Source organism: Paenalcaligenes hominis (assembly GCF_011927625.1).
Classification (GTDB): Bacteria; Pseudomonadota; Gammaproteobacteria; order Burkholderiales; family Burkholderiaceae_B; genus Paenalcaligenes; species Paenalcaligenes hominis.
Map to the genome: position 1 here is coordinate 67,854 of NZ_JAATIZ010000004.1, position 16,913 is coordinate 84,766.

18 protein-coding genes and 2 tRNA genes are annotated in these 16,913 nt (G+C 47.7%); 7 read left to right on the forward strand and 13 right to left on the reverse strand.

Going from position 1 to position 16,913, the window contains the following annotated elements; translation table 11 throughout:
• Nucleotides 1–68: 68 nt before the first annotated feature.
• The 7 genes from GGR41_RS10260 to GGR41_RS10290 all read left to right on the forward strand — a co-directional run bounded on the left by GGR41_RS10260 (nucleotide 69) and on the right by GGR41_RS10290 (nucleotide 6,619).
• Complete coding sequence (locus tag GGR41_RS10260; RefSeq protein ID WP_167661764.1) at nucleotides 69–2,987, forward strand: monovalent cation/H+ antiporter subunit A; 2,919 nt, start codon at nucleotides 69–71, stop codon at nucleotides 2,985–2,987.
• Nucleotides 2,987–3,331, forward strand: a complete 345-nt coding sequence (locus tag GGR41_RS10265; RefSeq protein WP_167661765.1) for a Na+/H+ antiporter subunit C — start codon at nucleotides 2,987–2,989, stop codon at nucleotides 3,329–3,331. Before GGR41_RS10260 ends, GGR41_RS10265 begins: the two co-directional genes overlap by 1 nt.
• Nucleotides 3,331–4,956: a monovalent cation/H+ antiporter subunit D gene (locus tag GGR41_RS10270; protein WP_167661766.1), complete on the forward strand. Its 1,626-nt coding sequence runs from the start codon at nucleotides 3,331–3,333 to the stop codon at nucleotides 4,954–4,956. Before GGR41_RS10265 ends, GGR41_RS10270 begins: the two co-directional genes overlap by 1 nt.
• Nucleotides 4,949–5,437 (forward strand): Na+/H+ antiporter subunit E, encoded by a 489-nt coding sequence (locus GGR41_RS10275; protein ID WP_167661767.1) that lies wholly within the window; start codon nucleotides 4,949–4,951, stop codon nucleotides 5,435–5,437. Before GGR41_RS10270 ends, GGR41_RS10275 begins: the two co-directional genes overlap by 8 nt.
• Nucleotides 5,434–5,715 carry a K+/H+ antiporter subunit F gene (locus GGR41_RS10280; RefSeq protein ID WP_077732989.1) on the forward strand — a complete coding sequence of 94 codons (282 nt, stop codon included), beginning with the start codon at nucleotides 5,434–5,436 and terminating at the stop codon, nucleotides 5,713–5,715. The genes GGR41_RS10275 and GGR41_RS10280 overlap by 4 nt, the downstream gene beginning before the upstream one ends.
• Complete coding sequence (gene mnhG / locus GGR41_RS10285) at nucleotides 5,712–6,098, forward strand: monovalent cation/H(+) antiporter subunit G (RefSeq protein WP_167661768.1); 387 nt, start codon at nucleotides 5,712–5,714, stop codon at nucleotides 6,096–6,098. The genes GGR41_RS10280 and mnhG overlap by 4 nt, the downstream gene beginning before the upstream one ends.
• Nucleotides 6,099–6,172: 74 nt before the next feature.
• Nucleotides 6,173–6,619 carry a hypothetical protein gene (locus tag GGR41_RS10290; RefSeq protein ID WP_167661769.1) on the forward strand — a complete coding sequence of 149 codons (447 nt, stop codon included), beginning with the start codon at nucleotides 6,173–6,175 and terminating at the stop codon, nucleotides 6,617–6,619.
• Here the strand turns inward: GGR41_RS10290 and GGR41_RS10295 are convergent.
• The 13 genes from GGR41_RS10295 to rlmB all read right to left on the reverse strand — a co-directional run bounded on the left by GGR41_RS10295 (nucleotide 6,609) and on the right by rlmB (nucleotide 16,900).
• A complete protein-coding gene (locus GGR41_RS10295) occupies nucleotides 6,609–7,715 on the reverse strand; it encodes a sensor histidine kinase (protein WP_167661770.1) in 1,107 nt (368 codons plus the stop codon). The genes GGR41_RS10290 and GGR41_RS10295 overlap by 11 nt on opposite strands.
• On the reverse strand, nucleotides 7,699–8,379 hold the full coding sequence (locus GGR41_RS10300; protein WP_167661771.1) for a response regulator transcription factor: 681 nt from the start codon (nucleotides 8,377–8,379) through the stop codon (nucleotides 7,699–7,701). The genes GGR41_RS10295 and GGR41_RS10300 overlap by 17 nt, the downstream gene beginning before the upstream one ends.
• Before the next feature lie 28 nt (nucleotides 8,380–8,407).
• Nucleotides 8,408–8,851, reverse strand: coding sequence for an ExbD/TolR family protein (locus tag GGR41_RS10305; protein WP_167661772.1), 444 nt, complete (start codon nucleotides 8,849–8,851; stop codon nucleotides 8,408–8,410).
• Between the two features lie 9 nt (nucleotides 8,852–8,860).
• Complete coding sequence (locus tag GGR41_RS10310; RefSeq protein WP_167661773.1) at nucleotides 8,861–9,721, reverse strand: MotA/TolQ/ExbB proton channel family protein; 861 nt, start codon at nucleotides 9,719–9,721, stop codon at nucleotides 8,861–8,863.
• Between the two features lie 9 nt (nucleotides 9,722–9,730).
• Nucleotides 9,731–10,603: an energy transducer TonB gene (locus GGR41_RS10315; protein WP_167661774.1), complete on the reverse strand. Its 873-nt coding sequence runs from the start codon at nucleotides 10,601–10,603 to the stop codon at nucleotides 9,731–9,733.
• A 102-nt stretch (nucleotides 10,604–10,705) separates the two neighbouring features.
• Complete coding sequence (locus tag GGR41_RS10320) at nucleotides 10,706–11,716, reverse strand: ArsA family ATPase (RefSeq protein WP_188372615.1); 1,011 nt, start codon at nucleotides 11,714–11,716, stop codon at nucleotides 10,706–10,708.
• Nucleotides 11,717–11,995 (reverse strand): cory-CC-star protein, encoded by a 279-nt coding sequence (locus GGR41_RS10325; protein ID WP_077732982.1) that lies wholly within the window; start codon nucleotides 11,993–11,995, stop codon nucleotides 11,717–11,719.
• Nucleotides 11,996–12,007: 12 nt separating this feature from the next.
• Entirely contained in the window at nucleotides 12,008–13,684 is a 1,677-nt protein-coding gene (locus tag GGR41_RS10330; protein WP_167661775.1) for a carbon starvation CstA family protein, read from the reverse strand.
• A gap of 269 nt (nucleotides 13,685–13,953) precedes the next feature.
• Nucleotides 13,954–14,029 (reverse strand) — tRNA-Val (locus GGR41_RS10335).
• Nucleotides 14,030–14,097: 68 nt separating this feature from the next.
• Nucleotides 14,098–14,173: transfer RNA gene (locus GGR41_RS10340), tRNA-Val, on the reverse strand.
• Between the two features lie 110 nt (nucleotides 14,174–14,283).
• Nucleotides 14,284–14,556 (reverse strand): HU family DNA-binding protein, encoded by a 273-nt coding sequence (locus tag GGR41_RS10345; RefSeq protein WP_077732981.1) that lies wholly within the window; start codon nucleotides 14,554–14,556, stop codon nucleotides 14,284–14,286.
• Nucleotides 14,557–14,796: 240 nt separating this feature from the next.
• Entirely contained in the window at nucleotides 14,797–16,044 is a 1,248-nt protein-coding gene (locus GGR41_RS10350; RefSeq protein WP_167661776.1) for a cystathionine gamma-synthase family protein, read from the reverse strand.
• A gap of 109 nt (nucleotides 16,045–16,153) precedes the next feature.
• Nucleotides 16,154–16,900, reverse strand: a complete 747-nt coding sequence (gene rlmB, locus GGR41_RS10355) for a 23S rRNA (guanosine(2251)-2'-O)-methyltransferase RlmB (protein ID WP_167661777.1) — start codon at nucleotides 16,898–16,900, stop codon at nucleotides 16,154–16,156.
• Nucleotides 16,901–16,913: the final 13 nt, after the last annotated feature.

Sequence of the window (16,913 nt, forward strand, 5' to 3'; positions counted from 1 at the left end):
CTGCGAAAAATAGCAACAAATGTCGTATTATTAAGGGCTAAATAAACCACTTTGCTGCAGAGAGCCTGATGTATTTGCTCATAATTTTAGTCTTGCCCTTTATTGGCAGCCTACTCTCTTCACTACTTCCCGCCTCTCAACGCACCTTCCATGCACTCCTTGCAGGCGTAGTTGCGGCAAGCTGTGCTTTGTTCACTCTTTTTTGCACACCAGCGATCTTCAATGGCGAAGTCTTGCTATACAGTACACGCTGGATTCCTACGCATGGCATTGATTTCACACTGCGTATGGATGGGTTTGCGTGGCTATTTAGTTTAATAGTCAGTGTGATGGGCGCCTTAATTGCTCTGTATGCACATTATTATTTATCGCCCAAAGATCCTGCACGACGATTTTTTGCGTTTCTCCAAGCCTTCATGGGGTCCATGCTTGGGGTGGTCATTTCAGGCAATTTGATCCAACTGGTGGTCTTTTGGGAACTAACCAGTCTCTCTTCGTTCATGCTCATTGCCTACTGGTACCATCGACGAGACGCACGACGCGGTGCGCGCATGTCATTAGTTATCACAGGCGGAGGTGGCCTATGTTTGCTTGCAGGTGTCTTAATGCTGGGACACGTGGCAGGCAGCTATGACCTACATACTGTACTTCAATCTCGCGAACAAATTCAGTCCCACCATTGGTATCCCATCTTACTGACGCTACTGCTTTTAGGTGCCTTTACTAAAAGTGCTCAATTCCCTTTTCATTTGTGGTTGCCACGCGCTATGGCTGCCCCAACCCCAGTTTCTGCTTATTTACACTCAGCCACTATGGTGAAAATGGGGGTGTTTTTACTGGCCCGTTTTTGGATTGTCATGGCGGGTACCGAAGCATGGCTGTGGGTGGTAGGCGGCGCCGGGTTGATTTCCCTTAGTCTGGGTGCCTACCTGGCTACCTTTCAACGGGATATGAAAGGCGTACTTGCCTATTCCACCATCAGTCATCTAGGGCTAATTACCGTCCTACTTGGTTTAAGCACTCCCATGGCATTAGTTGCCGCTATATTTCACATTATTAATCACGCGACTTTTAAAGCCTCGCTGTTTATGGCCGCTGGTATCGTTGACCACGAGTCCGGTACGCGCAACTTAAACCGGCTTTCTGGGTTGCGTCACTTTATGCCAGTGACTGCCACGCTGGCTACTGTAGCAGCGGCATCCATGGCTGGTGTACCGTTGTTAAATGGCTTTTTATCCAAAGAAATGTTTTTCACAGAGGCGGTCTTCAGCGCCAATGGCAGTTGGTTTAACCGGATTTTGCCCTTTGTTGCGGTGGCTGCCAGTGTATTTAGTGTGGCGTACTCGTATCGCTTTATCAGCCAGGTGTTTTTTGGCCCACCTGCCCATAATCTACCGCGCACACCCCACGAACCCCCTCGTTTAATGCTTATTCCTAGCGCAATCTTGGTATGTATTTGCTTAATTGTGGGGGTATTTCCTACTTATACGGTCGGGCCTGTCTTGTATGTGGCAGTGCATTCTATTCTTGGGGCTGCAACCCCCCAGTACAATTTACATATTTGGCATGGCTTTAATGTTCCGCTGTTAATGAGTGTGATCGCCACTTTGGGGGGGGTTATCCTTATTGGCATACTGAATCGTTACCGTAAAGGCCGATCAGACCGTGCCCCACTGCTTTACACGATTAACGCAGGCAGTATTTTCGAATGGCTAATGGGGTGGATTGAAGCCGGAGCGGACTTTATTATTCGCCATACCTACTCTGATCGCCTCCAGCGTCAAGTACTGCTTATATTATTGGCTACCTTTGTGGTCGCCGCGTTGCCTTTACATAAAAATGGATGGTTTGCTTTAGGCCATCTCAGTCCGGTTGATCCACTTTTCGCTATTATCTGGGTAGCGGGCGCTGCGTGTGCCTTAAGCGCCGCCTATTATGCGAAATTTCATCGCCCCGCGGCTCTTTTGCTCTCTGGTGGTGCGGGCTTAGTGACTAGTCTCAGCTATGCCTGGCTGTCTGCACCCGACTTAGCTCTAACTCAACTGGCGGTTGAAGTGGTCACCGTGGTGCTCATTTTACTGGGCTTACGCTGGCTACCTAAACGTATCCCTATTCCCGATGGACTGCGTTTAACGCGCTCCCAAGCTCGATTCCGCCGCATCCGCGACTTGAGCGTCGCTGTGATTGGCGGCACAGGCATTGCCGCATTAAGTTTTGCCATTTTGACGCGTCCTACAACCGACGGCATTTCGTCTTTCTTAGTTGAGAAAGCCTTGCCTCTTGGGGGGGGAGCGAATGTAGTGAATGTGATCTTAGTCGATTTCCGCGGGTTTGATACGTTTGGGGAAATTACCGTGTTGGGCATCGTCGCACTCAGTGTTTTTGCATTGCTACGTCGTTTTAGACCGCCTGTAGAAACCGTAGCCGAACCTTTAGCGCGTCGTCAAAATCAGCACAGTATGCTTAGCACCACCTTTGATGAGCCCGATCCGCATGCCCTTTTGCCCGATGGCATTATGCGTATCCCTGCTGTGCTGGTGCGTTTACTTATGCCCATTGCGGCCCTTATTTCCGTGTACTTTTTATTACGCGGTCATAATTTGCCAGGCGGTGGGTTTGTTGCTGGCTTAATTATGGCCACCGCCATTATTTTGCAATACATGGTGGGTGGGATTGTATGGGTAGAGTCCAGGCCTTTAATCCAACCACAAACGTGGATTGCTAGCGGTATGCTGACTGCCGGGCTCGCCGCCATGATGGTGTGGTGGTATGCCAAACCCTTTTTAGCCGCCCAGAGCTGGGATATTAAGTTGCCTTGGTTGGGCACAATCCATACCTCAAGTGCCCTGCTTTTTGACATAGGCGTATTCATGTTGGTGGTGGGGTCTACGGTATTGATTTTGGTTGCCCTTGCTCACCAATCATTGCGTTTTTATCGCATGCTCCCCGCCATTCAAAGTGTTTTACAAAATAAAAAGGATAACTAATGGAAGTCATTCTCTCCTTAGCGATTGGTGTACTTGCCGGTTCTGGAATTTGGTTGTTGCTACGTCCTCGGACCTTTCAGTTCATCATGGGCCTCTCACTGCTTTCCTATGCGGTAAACCTTTTTATTTTTGCTATGGGTCGAATCCGGGTGGGCGCTCCTCCGGTCATTTCCAATGAGCTTGGGGCCGATCCAAGTCTGTATGCAGATCCGCTACCTCAGGCCTTAGTACTGACTGCTATTGTTATTGGGTTTGCGACGACGGCGTTATTTTTGGTTGTGCTGCTTGCAAATCGCGGCTTCACTGGTACGGATCATGTTGATGGACGCGAGGAACAAGCCTAATGTGGCAGCAGCACTTACCCATATTCCCTATTGCCATTCCTTTGTTGACCGCGGCTCTTATGCTGCTTGTCAGAGACAAAAACCGTCAGCTTAAAATTACACTTGGTGTGCTTTCCTTGGCGCTTCAGTTGGTAGTTGCAGTTACTTTGTTAGGTATGGCAGACGGCTCAATTGATACAAATTGGCTGCATGGGGTTGGCGTTTACCTGTTAGGTGATTGGCCAGCGCCCTTTGGTATCGTGGTGGTAGTGGACCGCTTAGCCGCTTTAATGCTTGTTTTGACTTGTATTTTAGCTAGCGCTACTTGGTGGTATGCTACCGCTCGGTGGGATCGCGTTGGTGTGCATTTTCACCCGTTGTTTCAGCTCTTAATTATGGGCTTAAACGGTGCTTTTTTAACTGGCGATCTGTTTAACCTCTTTGTATTTTTTGAAGTCTTTTTAGCTGCCTCGTATGGCCTAATGCTACACGGATCAGGACGCGATCGAGTGCGCGCAGGATTGCACTACATCGCAGTCAATTTACTGGCCTCCTTTTTACTATTGATAGCAATAGCATTGGTTTACGGGGTCACAGGCACCCTAAATATGGCCGATCTAGCAGCAAAAGTCGGCCACTTGTCTGGGGGTGACAGGCGGTTATTCGAGGCGGCCGCCGCTATCTTAGGCATTGCCTTTCTCATCAAAGCGGCGGCTTGGCCCCTCAATTACTGGCTTATTGACACCTATGCGAACACAAGTCCGCCTGTAGCCGCTATGTTTGCCATTATGACCAAAGTCGGCATTTATTCCTTGCTGCGCATTGGTTCACTGCTAGTGCCTACGGGCGCCCCCGCTGCCTTCGGGGGGGACTGGATGTTTCCTGTCGGTATAGCCACCCTAGCTTTTGGGTCATTCGGTTTGCTGGCTACGCATCAGCCCGAACGCATGGCCAGTTACTGTATTGTCATTTCCTCTGGTACGCTTTTAGCTGCTTTAGGTATGCCTGGCGTTACCTTAACGGGCCCTGCTTTATACTACTTACTTAGCTCTGTGCCAGCCACGGCTGCTTTTTTCATGTTGCTTGAAATGGTAGGACGCGCACAGAGTTTTGGCTCAGATTTGTTAGCTGTCAGCCAAGAAGCCTTTGATCTGACCGACCCAGAAAGTGAAGATAGCTCTGACGATGTGATTGGCATTGCCATCCCTGCCGCAATGGTTTTTTTAGGGATGTCATTCATTGCCTGTGCCTTGCTAATTATAGGCTTGCCCCCTCTGTCGGGCTTTGTGGCAAAACTGTCATTATTATCCGCCGCACTTAAGGCTTCTGGAGCCACCGGTAATGCTTGGATTCTCACAGCAACCGTATTGGTATCAGGCTTTATTGGCTTAATGGCTTTTTCACGCACGGGAATTCGCTTATTTTGGAGTTTTAGCGATATTAAAGTACCGCGTTTGCGTCTGAATGAAGCCTTGCCAGTTGCTAGTTTAATTGCGGTCTGTGTTGTATTAACTATGCGAGCAGGCCCGATTATTCAGTATTTAGAACAAACCGCCGCCTATCTCGATACACCAAGTAGTTATATTTCGGCTGTATTAGCGCGCGATTCTATCCGCCCTGTGCATGAAGGGGGCATGTATGATTAAAAAATATGCGCAGTTCTTATTTTTGCCCGTTCTACTCGCTTTTCTTTGGTTATTATTAAATGGCATATCAAAGGGAAACGTGGTTTTAGCTGTTGGTTTAGGCATTGCCCTAAGTGTGGCGGCTCTTCCCTTTAGGCCTATTCGAGCCACCATGCATCACCCCTTTATCGCCTTGCGCTTGTGTTGGCATGTTGCGGTGGATATCGTTAAATCGAATTATGACGTAGGGTATATCGTTTTATTTAGACAAAAAGCCCATCCTACTCCAGGCTTTTTAGACATACCGATTCGTCTTAAAGACCCTCATGGGTTAGCAGCTCTAGCCTGCATTATTACGTATACACCTGGTACGGTTTGGGCGGGCTTTAACTACAATACACACGTATTAACACTGCATATTCTTGACCTTAAAGATGAGCAACAGTGGTTAGATACTATCCAAAAAAGATATCAAGAACCCTTAATAGAGATTTTTGAATGAATGCACTACTACATTGGGCTAGCCTTTTTGCGTTAGCTTGTTACACCATTGGCATGGGCATTTCTGTGTATCGTTTAATGACAGGGCCCACCGCTGCCGATCGTGTGTTAGCTCTAGATACCATGTATAGCAATGGTTTAATGGCTTTGCTGGCGTTGGGCTTGCGTTTTAACTCTATCCTTTACTTTGATATTGCGTTGTTAATTGCCTTGTTCGGTTTTGTAGGTTCAGCCGCAATGGCTAAGTTTTTATTACGTGGCGAGGTGATCGAACCATGAATGAATTTCCACTTTGGCTTACGGTATTAATTAGTCTTTTAATTGCATTAAGCGGCATTATTACGCTGGTAGGCACGTTAGGCTTAGTTCGATTACGCCACTTTTATTCTCGTATGCATGCGCCCACCTTAGGTAATACTTTAGGTGTTTTTTGCCTGCTCGTTGCTTGTGCATTAGTGGCTAGTTTTGGCGCCAAAAAACTGTTGGTGTATCCTTTAATTATTACAGTACTTCTTGTAGTCACTTCTCCTGTAACGGCAATATTGCTTATGCGCGCCGCTATTAAACGTGAAACCAAACAGCGTTTGGCTGAGTATGCGCCTGATGAGCCAGGTTTAATGGATATGCCAATGAAAACAGAGATTAAATTACCGCCTAAGTAATCAGCAGCACTCCATTACTTTTAGTTGCTTTTATTGTTGTTACACTTAAATCTCGGCATTAACCCAAGGAGTCAATGATGAAGAAATCTCTATTAGTTGTATCTAGCCTTGTGATGTCTTTAGGTTTTCATAGTGCTCAGGCTCAAAATCCCACGCCACAACAAGCCTACAACGACGCGATGGCGGTATGTAATCAACTTAACGAGGCCGCCGCAAAGCAAAACTGCAAACGCGATGCTGGCGCTGCCCTGCAACAAGCTAAACGGACTCCGCCTGCACAGATCAGTGAATCAACCTTGACACAAAACCGTATTGCACGTTGCCGAGCTTTGCAATCTGCCTCTGCTCAGGAAGACTGCGTTGCGCAAATGACAGGACAGATTCCCTCTAAAGAATTTGGATCCGTCGAAGGCGGCGGGATTTTGCGTGAATCCACCATTACCATTCAAGAAGAACCGACTTCTGTTGTGCCCACCAATCCGGTGCGTAGTATTCCAACACAGCCTGCCCCTATTCGTTAGGGCGCAGTTGGCGTCTTAAGCCGATACCCATACGCGGGCCTGGAAAAACAATGCTAATGCGTGTTCCTTTATAATGAGGACGGCTTAATAGATTCCAGCCCGCCCCATGTGCCAAGGCGATTTCTCGTACAATGGCAAGCCCCAAGCCTGACCCATCACTTTGTTGATTGTCAGCACCACGGTAAAACGCTTCAAAAAGTTGATGGCTGTCTTTAAGGTCAATACCTATACCATCATCTTCTACACTTAAGGTAGGCGGATTCGCGGTAACGCGTATTGTGATTTGATGTTGAGCCTGTGAATAGCAGAGCGCGTTATCAATTAAATTCCCTAAAAGCTCGTCTAATAGCAATGGGTCAGCATCCACCCAGACTGGCGTCTCGGGGGCAATTAACTGTAATTCTAATTGTTTTTTATGAGCTGCCTGAATCCATTCAGCGCCACTTGTGCGTGCCCATTCACATAAATCCAAACGAACAAAGCAATCTGTAGGACTAGCCGCTGCGTCTACGCGCGCTAGGACTAATAATTGTTGTCCCAGTCGGATCATACGTTCTGTACTTAACTTTATTCGTTCAACCGGTGCACGCATTTCTACTGCTAGGTCTTTAGCTAGCATGAGCTCTGATTCTAAGCGTAGTGTACTTAAAGGGGTGCGCAGTTGATGCGCAGCGTGGGCAATGAACCGCTTTTGGGCAGCCACGCTTTCATCTAAGCGTATGAGCAGCTGATTAAAATGGTCGACTAAAGGCCGTAATTCCGCGGGTAAGTCCTCGGCCACTAAAGGCTGCAGCTCGTCTGCATCCTGCGCTGCAATCTCTGCACCAAGCCGCTCTACAGCCTGCAAGCCCGAGCGTAACCCAGCAATAAGTACCCAGCCAAATAAAGCCACCCAAAGCAGTTGACTAAGTAGCATCGTCCAAAAGATATCGCGTAATAGCCATTCCTCTAGATGCATACGGCTGGTTAGCACCCACGTTACAGCTAAATCCAATATCACTAATAAAGCAATAGGCGGAAAAAGACGCAGCATTAAATGCCGAGCAAGGCTGCCTTTATGTAATGACAACCGTAATTGCTTAATGGGTCGTTTCATGGTTCGGCTCGAGCACATAACCAAACCCACGCAGGGTTTGAATACTTAGACCCGTGGGTTCGAGTCGTTTTCGGAGTCGATATATATAAACCTCTACCGCATTGTCACTGAAGTCGGCCTCTCCTTCGGAGAGAAATTGAATAATTTGCTGCTTGGTAACGACCTTGCCAGCACGTTGCATCAGTAATTGCAATAAAGAGAACTCGCGCACTGAAACGGCCAAGCGTTGCCCCGCATAAAGTAATTCTTTATGTTGCATATCGAGTTGCAAAGCACCTACTTCGAGCCGCTGATGATTATGCCCAGGGTAACGACGAGCTAATACACGAACACGGGCAGCGAGCTCTGCGAGCTCAAAAGGTTTGGTGACGTAATCATCGGCACCGGCATCCAGACCTGCAACACGGTCTTCGAGGGCATCACGTGCCGTTAAAATTAAAACGGGTACCTCGTGGCCGCGCTGGCGTAATTCTTGCAATACTTCTAGCCCACTTTTTCCTGGGAGGTTTAGGTCTAGTACAAGTAAATCGGCGGGGTATTGCTCTAATTGTGACAACAGCTGATCACCACGGGTAATCAGCTGTGTTTGGTAGCCTTGAGCTTGTAAAAAGTCCTGCAAGGCAGGCCCTAATACGTGATCGTCTTCAATAATTAGTAATCGCATAGCACGATTTTATACTGATTAACGCTATTTAGGGAGCCTCTGGTACAGTCGCTGTGCTGTCAGGACGGGTGACAAAGCCTAACCGTGCTAGACCAGAGGCCTTAGCTTTACTCATTACCTGAGCTAACAGCTCGTACCGTGTGTCGTGATCGGCACGAATACGAATTTCAGGTTGTGGGTTTTCTAGGGAATACGGTTGTAATGCTGCGGTTAAGTCTTCTAGCTGAACTTCATTATTATCCAGATACAGCGCCCCATCTAAAGTAATCGCTAAATCCAAATATTTTTTTTCGTTTTCCACTGCTTGGGCAGAAGCTTGAGGCAACTGCACAGAAATGGAATGAGTCAGTAACGGCGCCGTAATAAGAAAAATAACCAGTAGCACTAACATCACGTCAATCAATGGCACCATATTTATTTCCGCATTCGTGGCATTGTGTGAGCTATTGCGATCAAAGCTTCCAAACGACATGGGATGTCCTTATTTACTTGAGGGGGATTTACCGTTGCTTTCGGCGACCTGTTGCCCTGTGGTCAGGAAAGTAAACAGATCATGAGCAAACGCATCAAGCTGAGCTAAATAAACGCGGTTAGCACGGACAAATGCGTTATAAGCCAACACGGCAGGGATCGCCACTGCCAAACCTAAGCCAGTCATAATTAATGCCTCACCCACGGGGCCAGCAATACTATTTAATGCGACCTCACTGGACAAGCCAATATTGATTAGCGCGTGATAGACCCCCCAAACCGTACCAAACAAGCCCACAAAAGGTGAAGTGGAACCGACAGAGGCCAAGAGTGTCAATCCATTTTCTAAACGAGCCGTTTCCTCATCAATGACTTTACGCATAATACGCGTCACAAAAGCTTGGGTAGAGCCTTTTTCCTCTAGACGTAACGCACCGTACTTAGCATGATGACTTTCTGCATGGATAGCATGACTGGCTAAATGAGCAAAAGGTTCGGTAGCTCCGTGAGTAGCAATTTCATTTTTCACTTGCTCTAATGAGCTGGCCGCCCAAAACTCGCGTAAAAAACGTTTAGAACGACTTTTTAAACGCATATTGGTGATGCTTTTCACAATAATCAAATACCAGCTTGCCACTGACATTAATAAAAGAATCCCAAATAAGCTTTTTCCTACCCAGTCGCTTTGCGCGATAAAATGCAACATGCCACCCTCTTGAGCTTCTGCTTGGGTTAAAGCAGCTGGCGCCAAAGCATTGGTTGTGCTGGCTGCGGCCTGTGCGGTGTGTTGAATGGGTTCCTGTAAGTCAGTGCTAACACTGCTGAGTTGCGCTATGCTAACAAATAACGCATCGAATAGCTCCTGCATCATGCCTGAGTCCTATAAAACAAAATCAAAAGGGATATCGGCCATTGCCCTGTAGGCAACACCATTTTCGGTATACGGCTTGAACTTTACTTTGCGCACCGCGTTAAGCGCAGCCTCATCTAAACGCGTATGCCCAGAGGTATTTTTTACCCACACATCGACCACCGTGCCTTGAGTAGAAATAAGCACCCGGACAACCACTGTGCCCTGCTCATTGCGTCGTTGGGATGCGCGCGGGTATACCGGGCGTGGCGCGGCCCCTAGATAGTTAACCTGGCCAATGACACGGGGTTGATTGGGGTCGATCGCTTTGGCTTGTTGACCACCGGCCGCTTTCTGAGGATCGGCAGGTTGAGGCGCTGTGGCGGGTTTAGCCACCTCTGCTATTTTTTTTGGCTCAGGCTTGGGCTGAGGGACAGGCTTGGGTTCAGGCTGAGGGACCGGTTTTGGTTTTGGCTTTGGTTGCGGCTTGGGCTGAGGCTTCGGTTTTTCCACCACAGGCTCTGGAATGACAGGATCCTCGACGATAGGCTCGGGCTCGGGCTCGGGCTCGGGCTCCGGTTCAATCTCAGGTTCCGGCTCGATCTCAGGTTCGGGTTCGATCTCGGGTTCAGGTTCAGGTTCGGGCTCAATCACCTCTTCTACCGTTGCTTCCGCCACGACTTCGGCTACCTCATCGGCGGTCAGGTTGTCTTCTGGCTCACTTAGGTCCAATAAACTTATGCCTATGATTTCCTCTTGGCCCAGTTCAGCTGCTCGTTTTGGTTCTGAGCTATATACGAGAAAAGCAAATACACTGGCGTGTATACCAACAGCAGCAGCAATACCTGTAATCTTGAGCCAGAGGCGCGAACGATCTAACTGATGGTGAGATGGATGAGGCATACCTACACGTACTAATAAAATGGGAGCGCCACGGCCATGCCGTGCCTAGCTAAAGCGCCATCTTAACAGTAATGATAATAGTTATCAATACCATTCAAATGCTTAGTCAGTAGATAATCCTGCGGCAAATTGCTCTAAGGCCTCTGGCCCTTGAATTTCCTGTTCTTGTAGCCATAAATGATGCTGTGGCAATTGGCCTAAACGCTGTTCAATTTGTTGTAAATAATCGTGCTGACGCGTTAGATGAGCTTGCCAAAACCCCCCTTCGAGCTGAGGCGGTAATAAGCGATTAATAATTAAACCGGCTACATTAACCCCTATGTCTTTAAGGGACTGCACGGCACGCTCTGTTTCTAAAACGGGTAAACGTTCGGCCGTCAAAACAAAAATAAAACTGGCTAGTTTGGGGTCGTGTAGCACACGCCGCGCATGATGAAATAAGCTTTGTCTAGCCTCGAGTGTATGGACAAGTTCCTGGCTTTTTTCATCTAAGCCCGCATGTTTGGTTTCGTGTGGGCTTTTAAAAATATTGTTGACATCTTTGTCCGGGCTAAGATGAGCTAACACCTTGCCTAATTGTTCGGAGCGCTTGTTGTGTTTAAGTAAGCCGTCTGTCCATGCTGCCATGACTTCGGGCAGACTTAATAAGCGTAAGGTATGCCCTGTGGGCGCCGTGTCAAAAATAATTAAATCATACTCGTCTAGCCCATGTTGCAGTAATTGCGCCATGCGCTCTAGTAAAGCGGCCTCTTGGGCGCCAGGTGATAACCGAGATAACCGCAAATGACGTTGCAGTTCGTGAATTTGGTCGGGGCCTGCGTAGCGCCGCATTTGACTTAACACGCGCTCTAGATACAAATCGACTTCTTTTTCGGGGTCTAGCTCTAGGGCATGTAAGTGGTGCTGCAGGTGTACAGCCTTACTGCCAATAGCGCGCCCAAATACATCACTAAGACTATGGGCTGGATCAGTAGACACCAACAGCACATTTTTATTAAACGCCGCCGCGGCCTTGACTGCTATGGCCGCGGATACTGTTGTTTTCCCTACCCCGCCTTTACCACCGACAAGGATCACGCGTTGCTGCATGAGTTGTGAAAAAGGAATTGTCATTTAGCAACACCTAAAATGATCAAGCGGCGAGCGCTCCATACCCATACGGGTATGCCAATCGTGAAACCGTTCTAATAGAATTGGCTGTAGCTCCAGTGTGTACCAAGAAGCGGGATTTGGTATACCCATCATTTCAGCAAACACTAGCAACATAAATAGATCGTCTTCTTCGCGCTTGGCTCGAGCTATCGCCGCTCGATAAGGCGCATTGTAGAACTCCGTTCCTAATTCGTTAGCCTGTTGATACCACTCTCGAATTGATGACCATGCGCCTTTCATAACAGAAGCTCCTTAGAAGGTGGATGCGACGGCTTTGCGTTTTTCTGTGCGTAAAGCACTGACGCACTCGAGTGTAACCAGTATAGCAGCCACTAATACCACCACATCAAGACCGAGCAAGAACCAATCTTTTTTCAGGTAAAAGTCGTGTAACTGGATTAGCAAAGCAGCCAAAGTCATGGTGAGTAAAAAAGCTAAAGGCCAAATCACATAAGTGGCTGTAACACGCTTGCGTACCAGCATCACCGCAATCACTAATAGCGTTAAGCCAGCAAGCAACTGATTAGTCGTACCGAATAAAGGCCAAATAATTAAACCACCTGAACCATCGGCCCCGCCTGCTCCAAATGCCAACACCAAACAACTGACCACAGCCAATAATGTGGCAGGGAACGGTTTTCCTAACCAGCCAATATTGTAGATTTCACCCCACTCTTGGAAGATATAGCGCTGCAAACGTAAACCCGTATCCATCGTGGTGCCAGCAAATAATGCCGCCATCACAGTTAACATGGTGGCAGCAATTTCCGAGTTAAAGCCTAAGCCCGAATGCAAAATGGTGGCGCCCCCGTTCACAAAGGCCGCTACGCCGCCTTTACCAAAGGAATCATACACCGCTTGCCAATCGGCCAATGTGGCAAAGCCCGCGCTGGCTGCCACAATAGCCGCTAAGGCTAAAGCGCCTTCGCCAATCGCACCAAAATACCCGACAAAACGGGCGTCGGATTCTTTGTTTAATTGTTTTGAGGTGGTACCAGAAGCCACTAAACCGTGAAACCCTGAAATAGCCCCACATGCAATTGTCACAAATAACAAGGGGATCATGGAGGGGGTACCGGCAGGCACGTTAGTATTAATAGCTGGAGCCACAACGGTTGGGTTAGCAATGAATACAGCCACATACAATAAACCCAATCCCACAAACAGCTGCAAACCATTAATGTAATCGCGAGGCTGCAATAACATCCATACAGGTAACAAGGAAGCTACCGCGGCATAGAAGAACAAGAGCAAGATCCAAGTTGCACTGGCAGACAAGCCCATCACCTTTTCAGGTAAAACAACTGGCACATCAGGCCCAATATAAATCAGCCAATACAGTACGGCTACACCAATAAGCGAAACCCAAAATAGATTAGCTTTAACGCGGTAGATCATTTGACCAATGACTAAAGCGACCGCAATGGCGCCCCATACTGGAACCACTGAACCCGGGTTATTAATGAGTAGCCCTGCAATCACTACGCCAAACACAGCGTTTACCATTAATAACACAAGGAAAATCACAATCATAAATACAGAACGAGCGCGTTTGCCCACCACATCGCCTGTTAATGCACCGACAGATTTAGCTTTATTACGAACGCTGGCCCAAACTGCACCAAAGTCATGAATGCCAGCGAAAAAAATGGTACCTAGGGTGACCCATAAAAATGCGGGCAACCAGCCCCAAATGACTGCAATGGCCGGCCCTACAATAGGCGCAGCCCCAGCTACCGAAGTAAAATGATGTCCCCATAGTACATACTTGTTCGTAGGTACAAAATCCACGCCATCCTCGAACTCGTGCGCAGGTGTAGGAATGGAATCATCCAGTTGATAAATTTTTTCCGCAATGAACCGCGAGTAAAAAATGTAGCCTAAAGCCATACCCCCCAAGCCTAAGACCACAAGCACAATTGCACTCATACTCTTCCCCTTTATTAATCATCTAGCTGAAATAGCTAGATTTACAGTTTGCTACTGGCGTGAGCATTATGTATAACAAATGTAAAATAGAGTCTCTACCTGATTATCCCTAGGGGAAAGGCCTTAGAGGCTGCACTGCCGTGAGACTAAATGAAGGAAAAGAAAGCAAAAGACAAGGCTTTACTGGTTAATTATTAACTTATAAGGAGTAAAGCAATAGGCAAAAAAAAAGAACTAAGCTTTCGCTTTAGTTCATTTTTTAGACTAGGTGGTGGGTGTTGACGGGATCGAACCGCCGACCTACGCCTTGTAAGGGCGCCGCTCTACCAGCTGAGCTAAACACCCATCTAGTACTACTTTTATTGTCTAGCAAACTAAAAAGAGCTTGGGAAAGCTCGTGTCATACAACAAGATGGTGGGTGTTGACGGGATCGAACCGCCGACCTACGCCTTGTAAGGGCGCCGCTCTACCAGCTGAGCTAAACACCCATTTGGTCCTGCTGCATGTCGTTGTTGCTGCGACGACAAAAAAGATTATAGGGCGCATAGAAAATAAATGCAAGCTTTATTTAACATTTAATTTCAACGCCCTGCTTTGATTAGTTTACGGCGTCGCGTAAAGCTTTACCTGGACGGAACTTAGGCACGACGGCTTCTTTGATTTCAATCGTTTCGCCAGTGCGTGGGTTGCGACCTGTGCGGGCAGCACGCTCAGAAACAGCAAAAGTACCGAAACCAACGAGTGTGACGGATTCTTTTTCTTTAAGCGTAGTGGTCACGGCGTCGATAAAAGCGTCTAGCGCACGACCTGCGTCAGCTTTGGACAAATCAGCTTTGTTGGAAATGAAGTCGATTAGCTCAGTTTTATTCATTTAAGAATTACCCCTGAATGATGTGTTACAGCGTTTAGAGGGTCCTAAACGCTGCGTTGAAAAAATGGTTGGTAATGATCCGGCTATAAAGCCTAACAGAGCAATTACACAATCATGCGGTATTAAGCCTAGATTTGCTGAGCATGTCAAGCAAAAGCACCCTGAGAGCCGCATTAATACAGTGTTTTTAACATTTAAAAGAACACTTGTGAACTCTTGACAGGGTAAAAAAGTTGTCAGTTAAGACTTGAGCTTGAAGTGTTTTAAGGCCTGATCAAAGTCATGGATGAGATCATCGGTGTCTTCGATGCCAATGGAAATACGCAATAAATTGTCAGCGATTCCCATCAAAGCGCGTTGTTCGGGCCCCATTTCGTAATAAATGGTATGCGCGACCGGTAAAACTAAACTTCGATTATCACCTAGATGGGTTGATAAGACAAAAACTCGCAATTGATTAAGAAAATCAAACACATCAATGTCGGCATGCAGTTCAACACTAAGAAGACCACCATACCATCCACCAAAATAGTCTGTAGCTCGTTGATGTTGAGGGTGGTGCCCCAAACCAGGGTAATGCACCTGCACAACCGCTGCTTGGGTTTCAAGAAAACGCGCTAGGGTTAATGCATTATGGCATGACTGCTGAAGCCGTAACGACAAGGTTTCAGCACCAATAACAAGACGATGGGCAGTATCCGATGACATGGCTGCACCCATGTCGCGCAGCCCTTTTTTCTTAATTTGGGTTAGCCCCCACCCTTGGGGGTTTCCGCTGCGGTAGGCCTCAAAAATATTAGGGTAAGTCGACCAGTCAAATAGCCCCGTGTCAGTAACGGTACCACCTAAGGCATGGCCGTGGCCGCCAATGGCTTTGGAAAGCGAATTAATGGCTAGACCCGCCTTGAAGTTTTTAGCGGGGGCTAACCATGGCGTACTCAATGTATTATCAATAACAAAAAGCAGGTTTTGCTGGGCACACCAGTCGCCAATGCCTTGTAAATCGGCCAGCAAGGTACTGGGATTAGCGATGGTTTCGCTAAACACCATGCGTGTATTGGGCTGTAGCGCGGCCTTGACGTGGTTAACATCGGTGGCGTCAACCAAACTGACCTCTACACCGAGTTGTTGCAAGGTGCCCAACATACTGTTGGTATTACCAAAAATGTATTTGCTGCAAATAAGGTGATCGCCTTGACGCAACAATGTAAAAAAGGTGGCATGAATTGCTGCCATGCCCGAAGCAAAGCTAACACTACCGGTGCCTTGTTCCATATGGGTAATTTTTCGTTCTAACGCCGCTGTGGTCGGCGTACCCTGTCGTGCATAGCTAAACCCTGACTTGCCTTGGAAAACTGCAGCTAGCTCTCTGGCATCGGTATAGGCATATTCGGATGACGGGTGCAACGGCTGATGCACCGCACCATACTCCACGCCCGCTCGACGATCCGCATGCACTAAAGCCGTAGTAAAACCATTTTTTTTCATAATGAACCTAAGAGGAGACTCACAACACAAAAAGCGACATTGGTCGCCTTAGTGATTATGCTGTGATTAGGCCTATGCATAAACGCTAAGCCTAGACAATTTAGTTATATTAGATAGTTTGACGTTGGCGTAGTGTTTCATATAAGCAGACCGCGCTTGCGACGCTTACATTTAAGCTCTCGACCGAGCCAAGCATCGGTATGCTGACTAGCTCGTCGCAGGTCTCACGGGTAAGACGTCGCATTCCTTCGCCTTCTGCCCCCATTACCCATGCCATTCCTCGGTGCCCATCGACTTGATGAATAGAGTTTTCTGCTTGATCGTCGGTACCAACTAACCAAATATCGCGCTCACGTAATTGACGCATAGTACGTGCTAGATTAGTCACCGTGATATAGGGTAATGTTTCAGCGGCTCCGCAGGCAACGCGGCGTACGGTCGCGTTTAACCCGACGGCACGATCTTTAGGTGCAATCACCGCATGGGCACCCGCCGCATCGGCCGTACGCAAGCAAGCGCCTAAATTATGGGGATCGGTTACGCTGTCTAAAATAAGCAATAACGGTTTAACCCCTGAATCCTCTAGCTCATCCAGTAAGTTATCCAGATCTAACGTCAGCTTAACCTCGGTGGCCATTGCAATAAGACCTTGGTGTCTCACCCCTTTAGCCATTGCGTCTAAACGCTGTTTTTCTACAAAGAGCAAACGCAAGCCAGCTTGTTCGGCTTGGGCAATAAAGTTTTGCATTCGCTTGTCACGTCTGGCATTTTCTACATAAAGCTCTTTGATGGTATCTGCCGCGTGACGAATACGAGCCTGTACCGCATGAAAGCCCGCTAGCATTTGCAATGACATATAACTTTCCTAT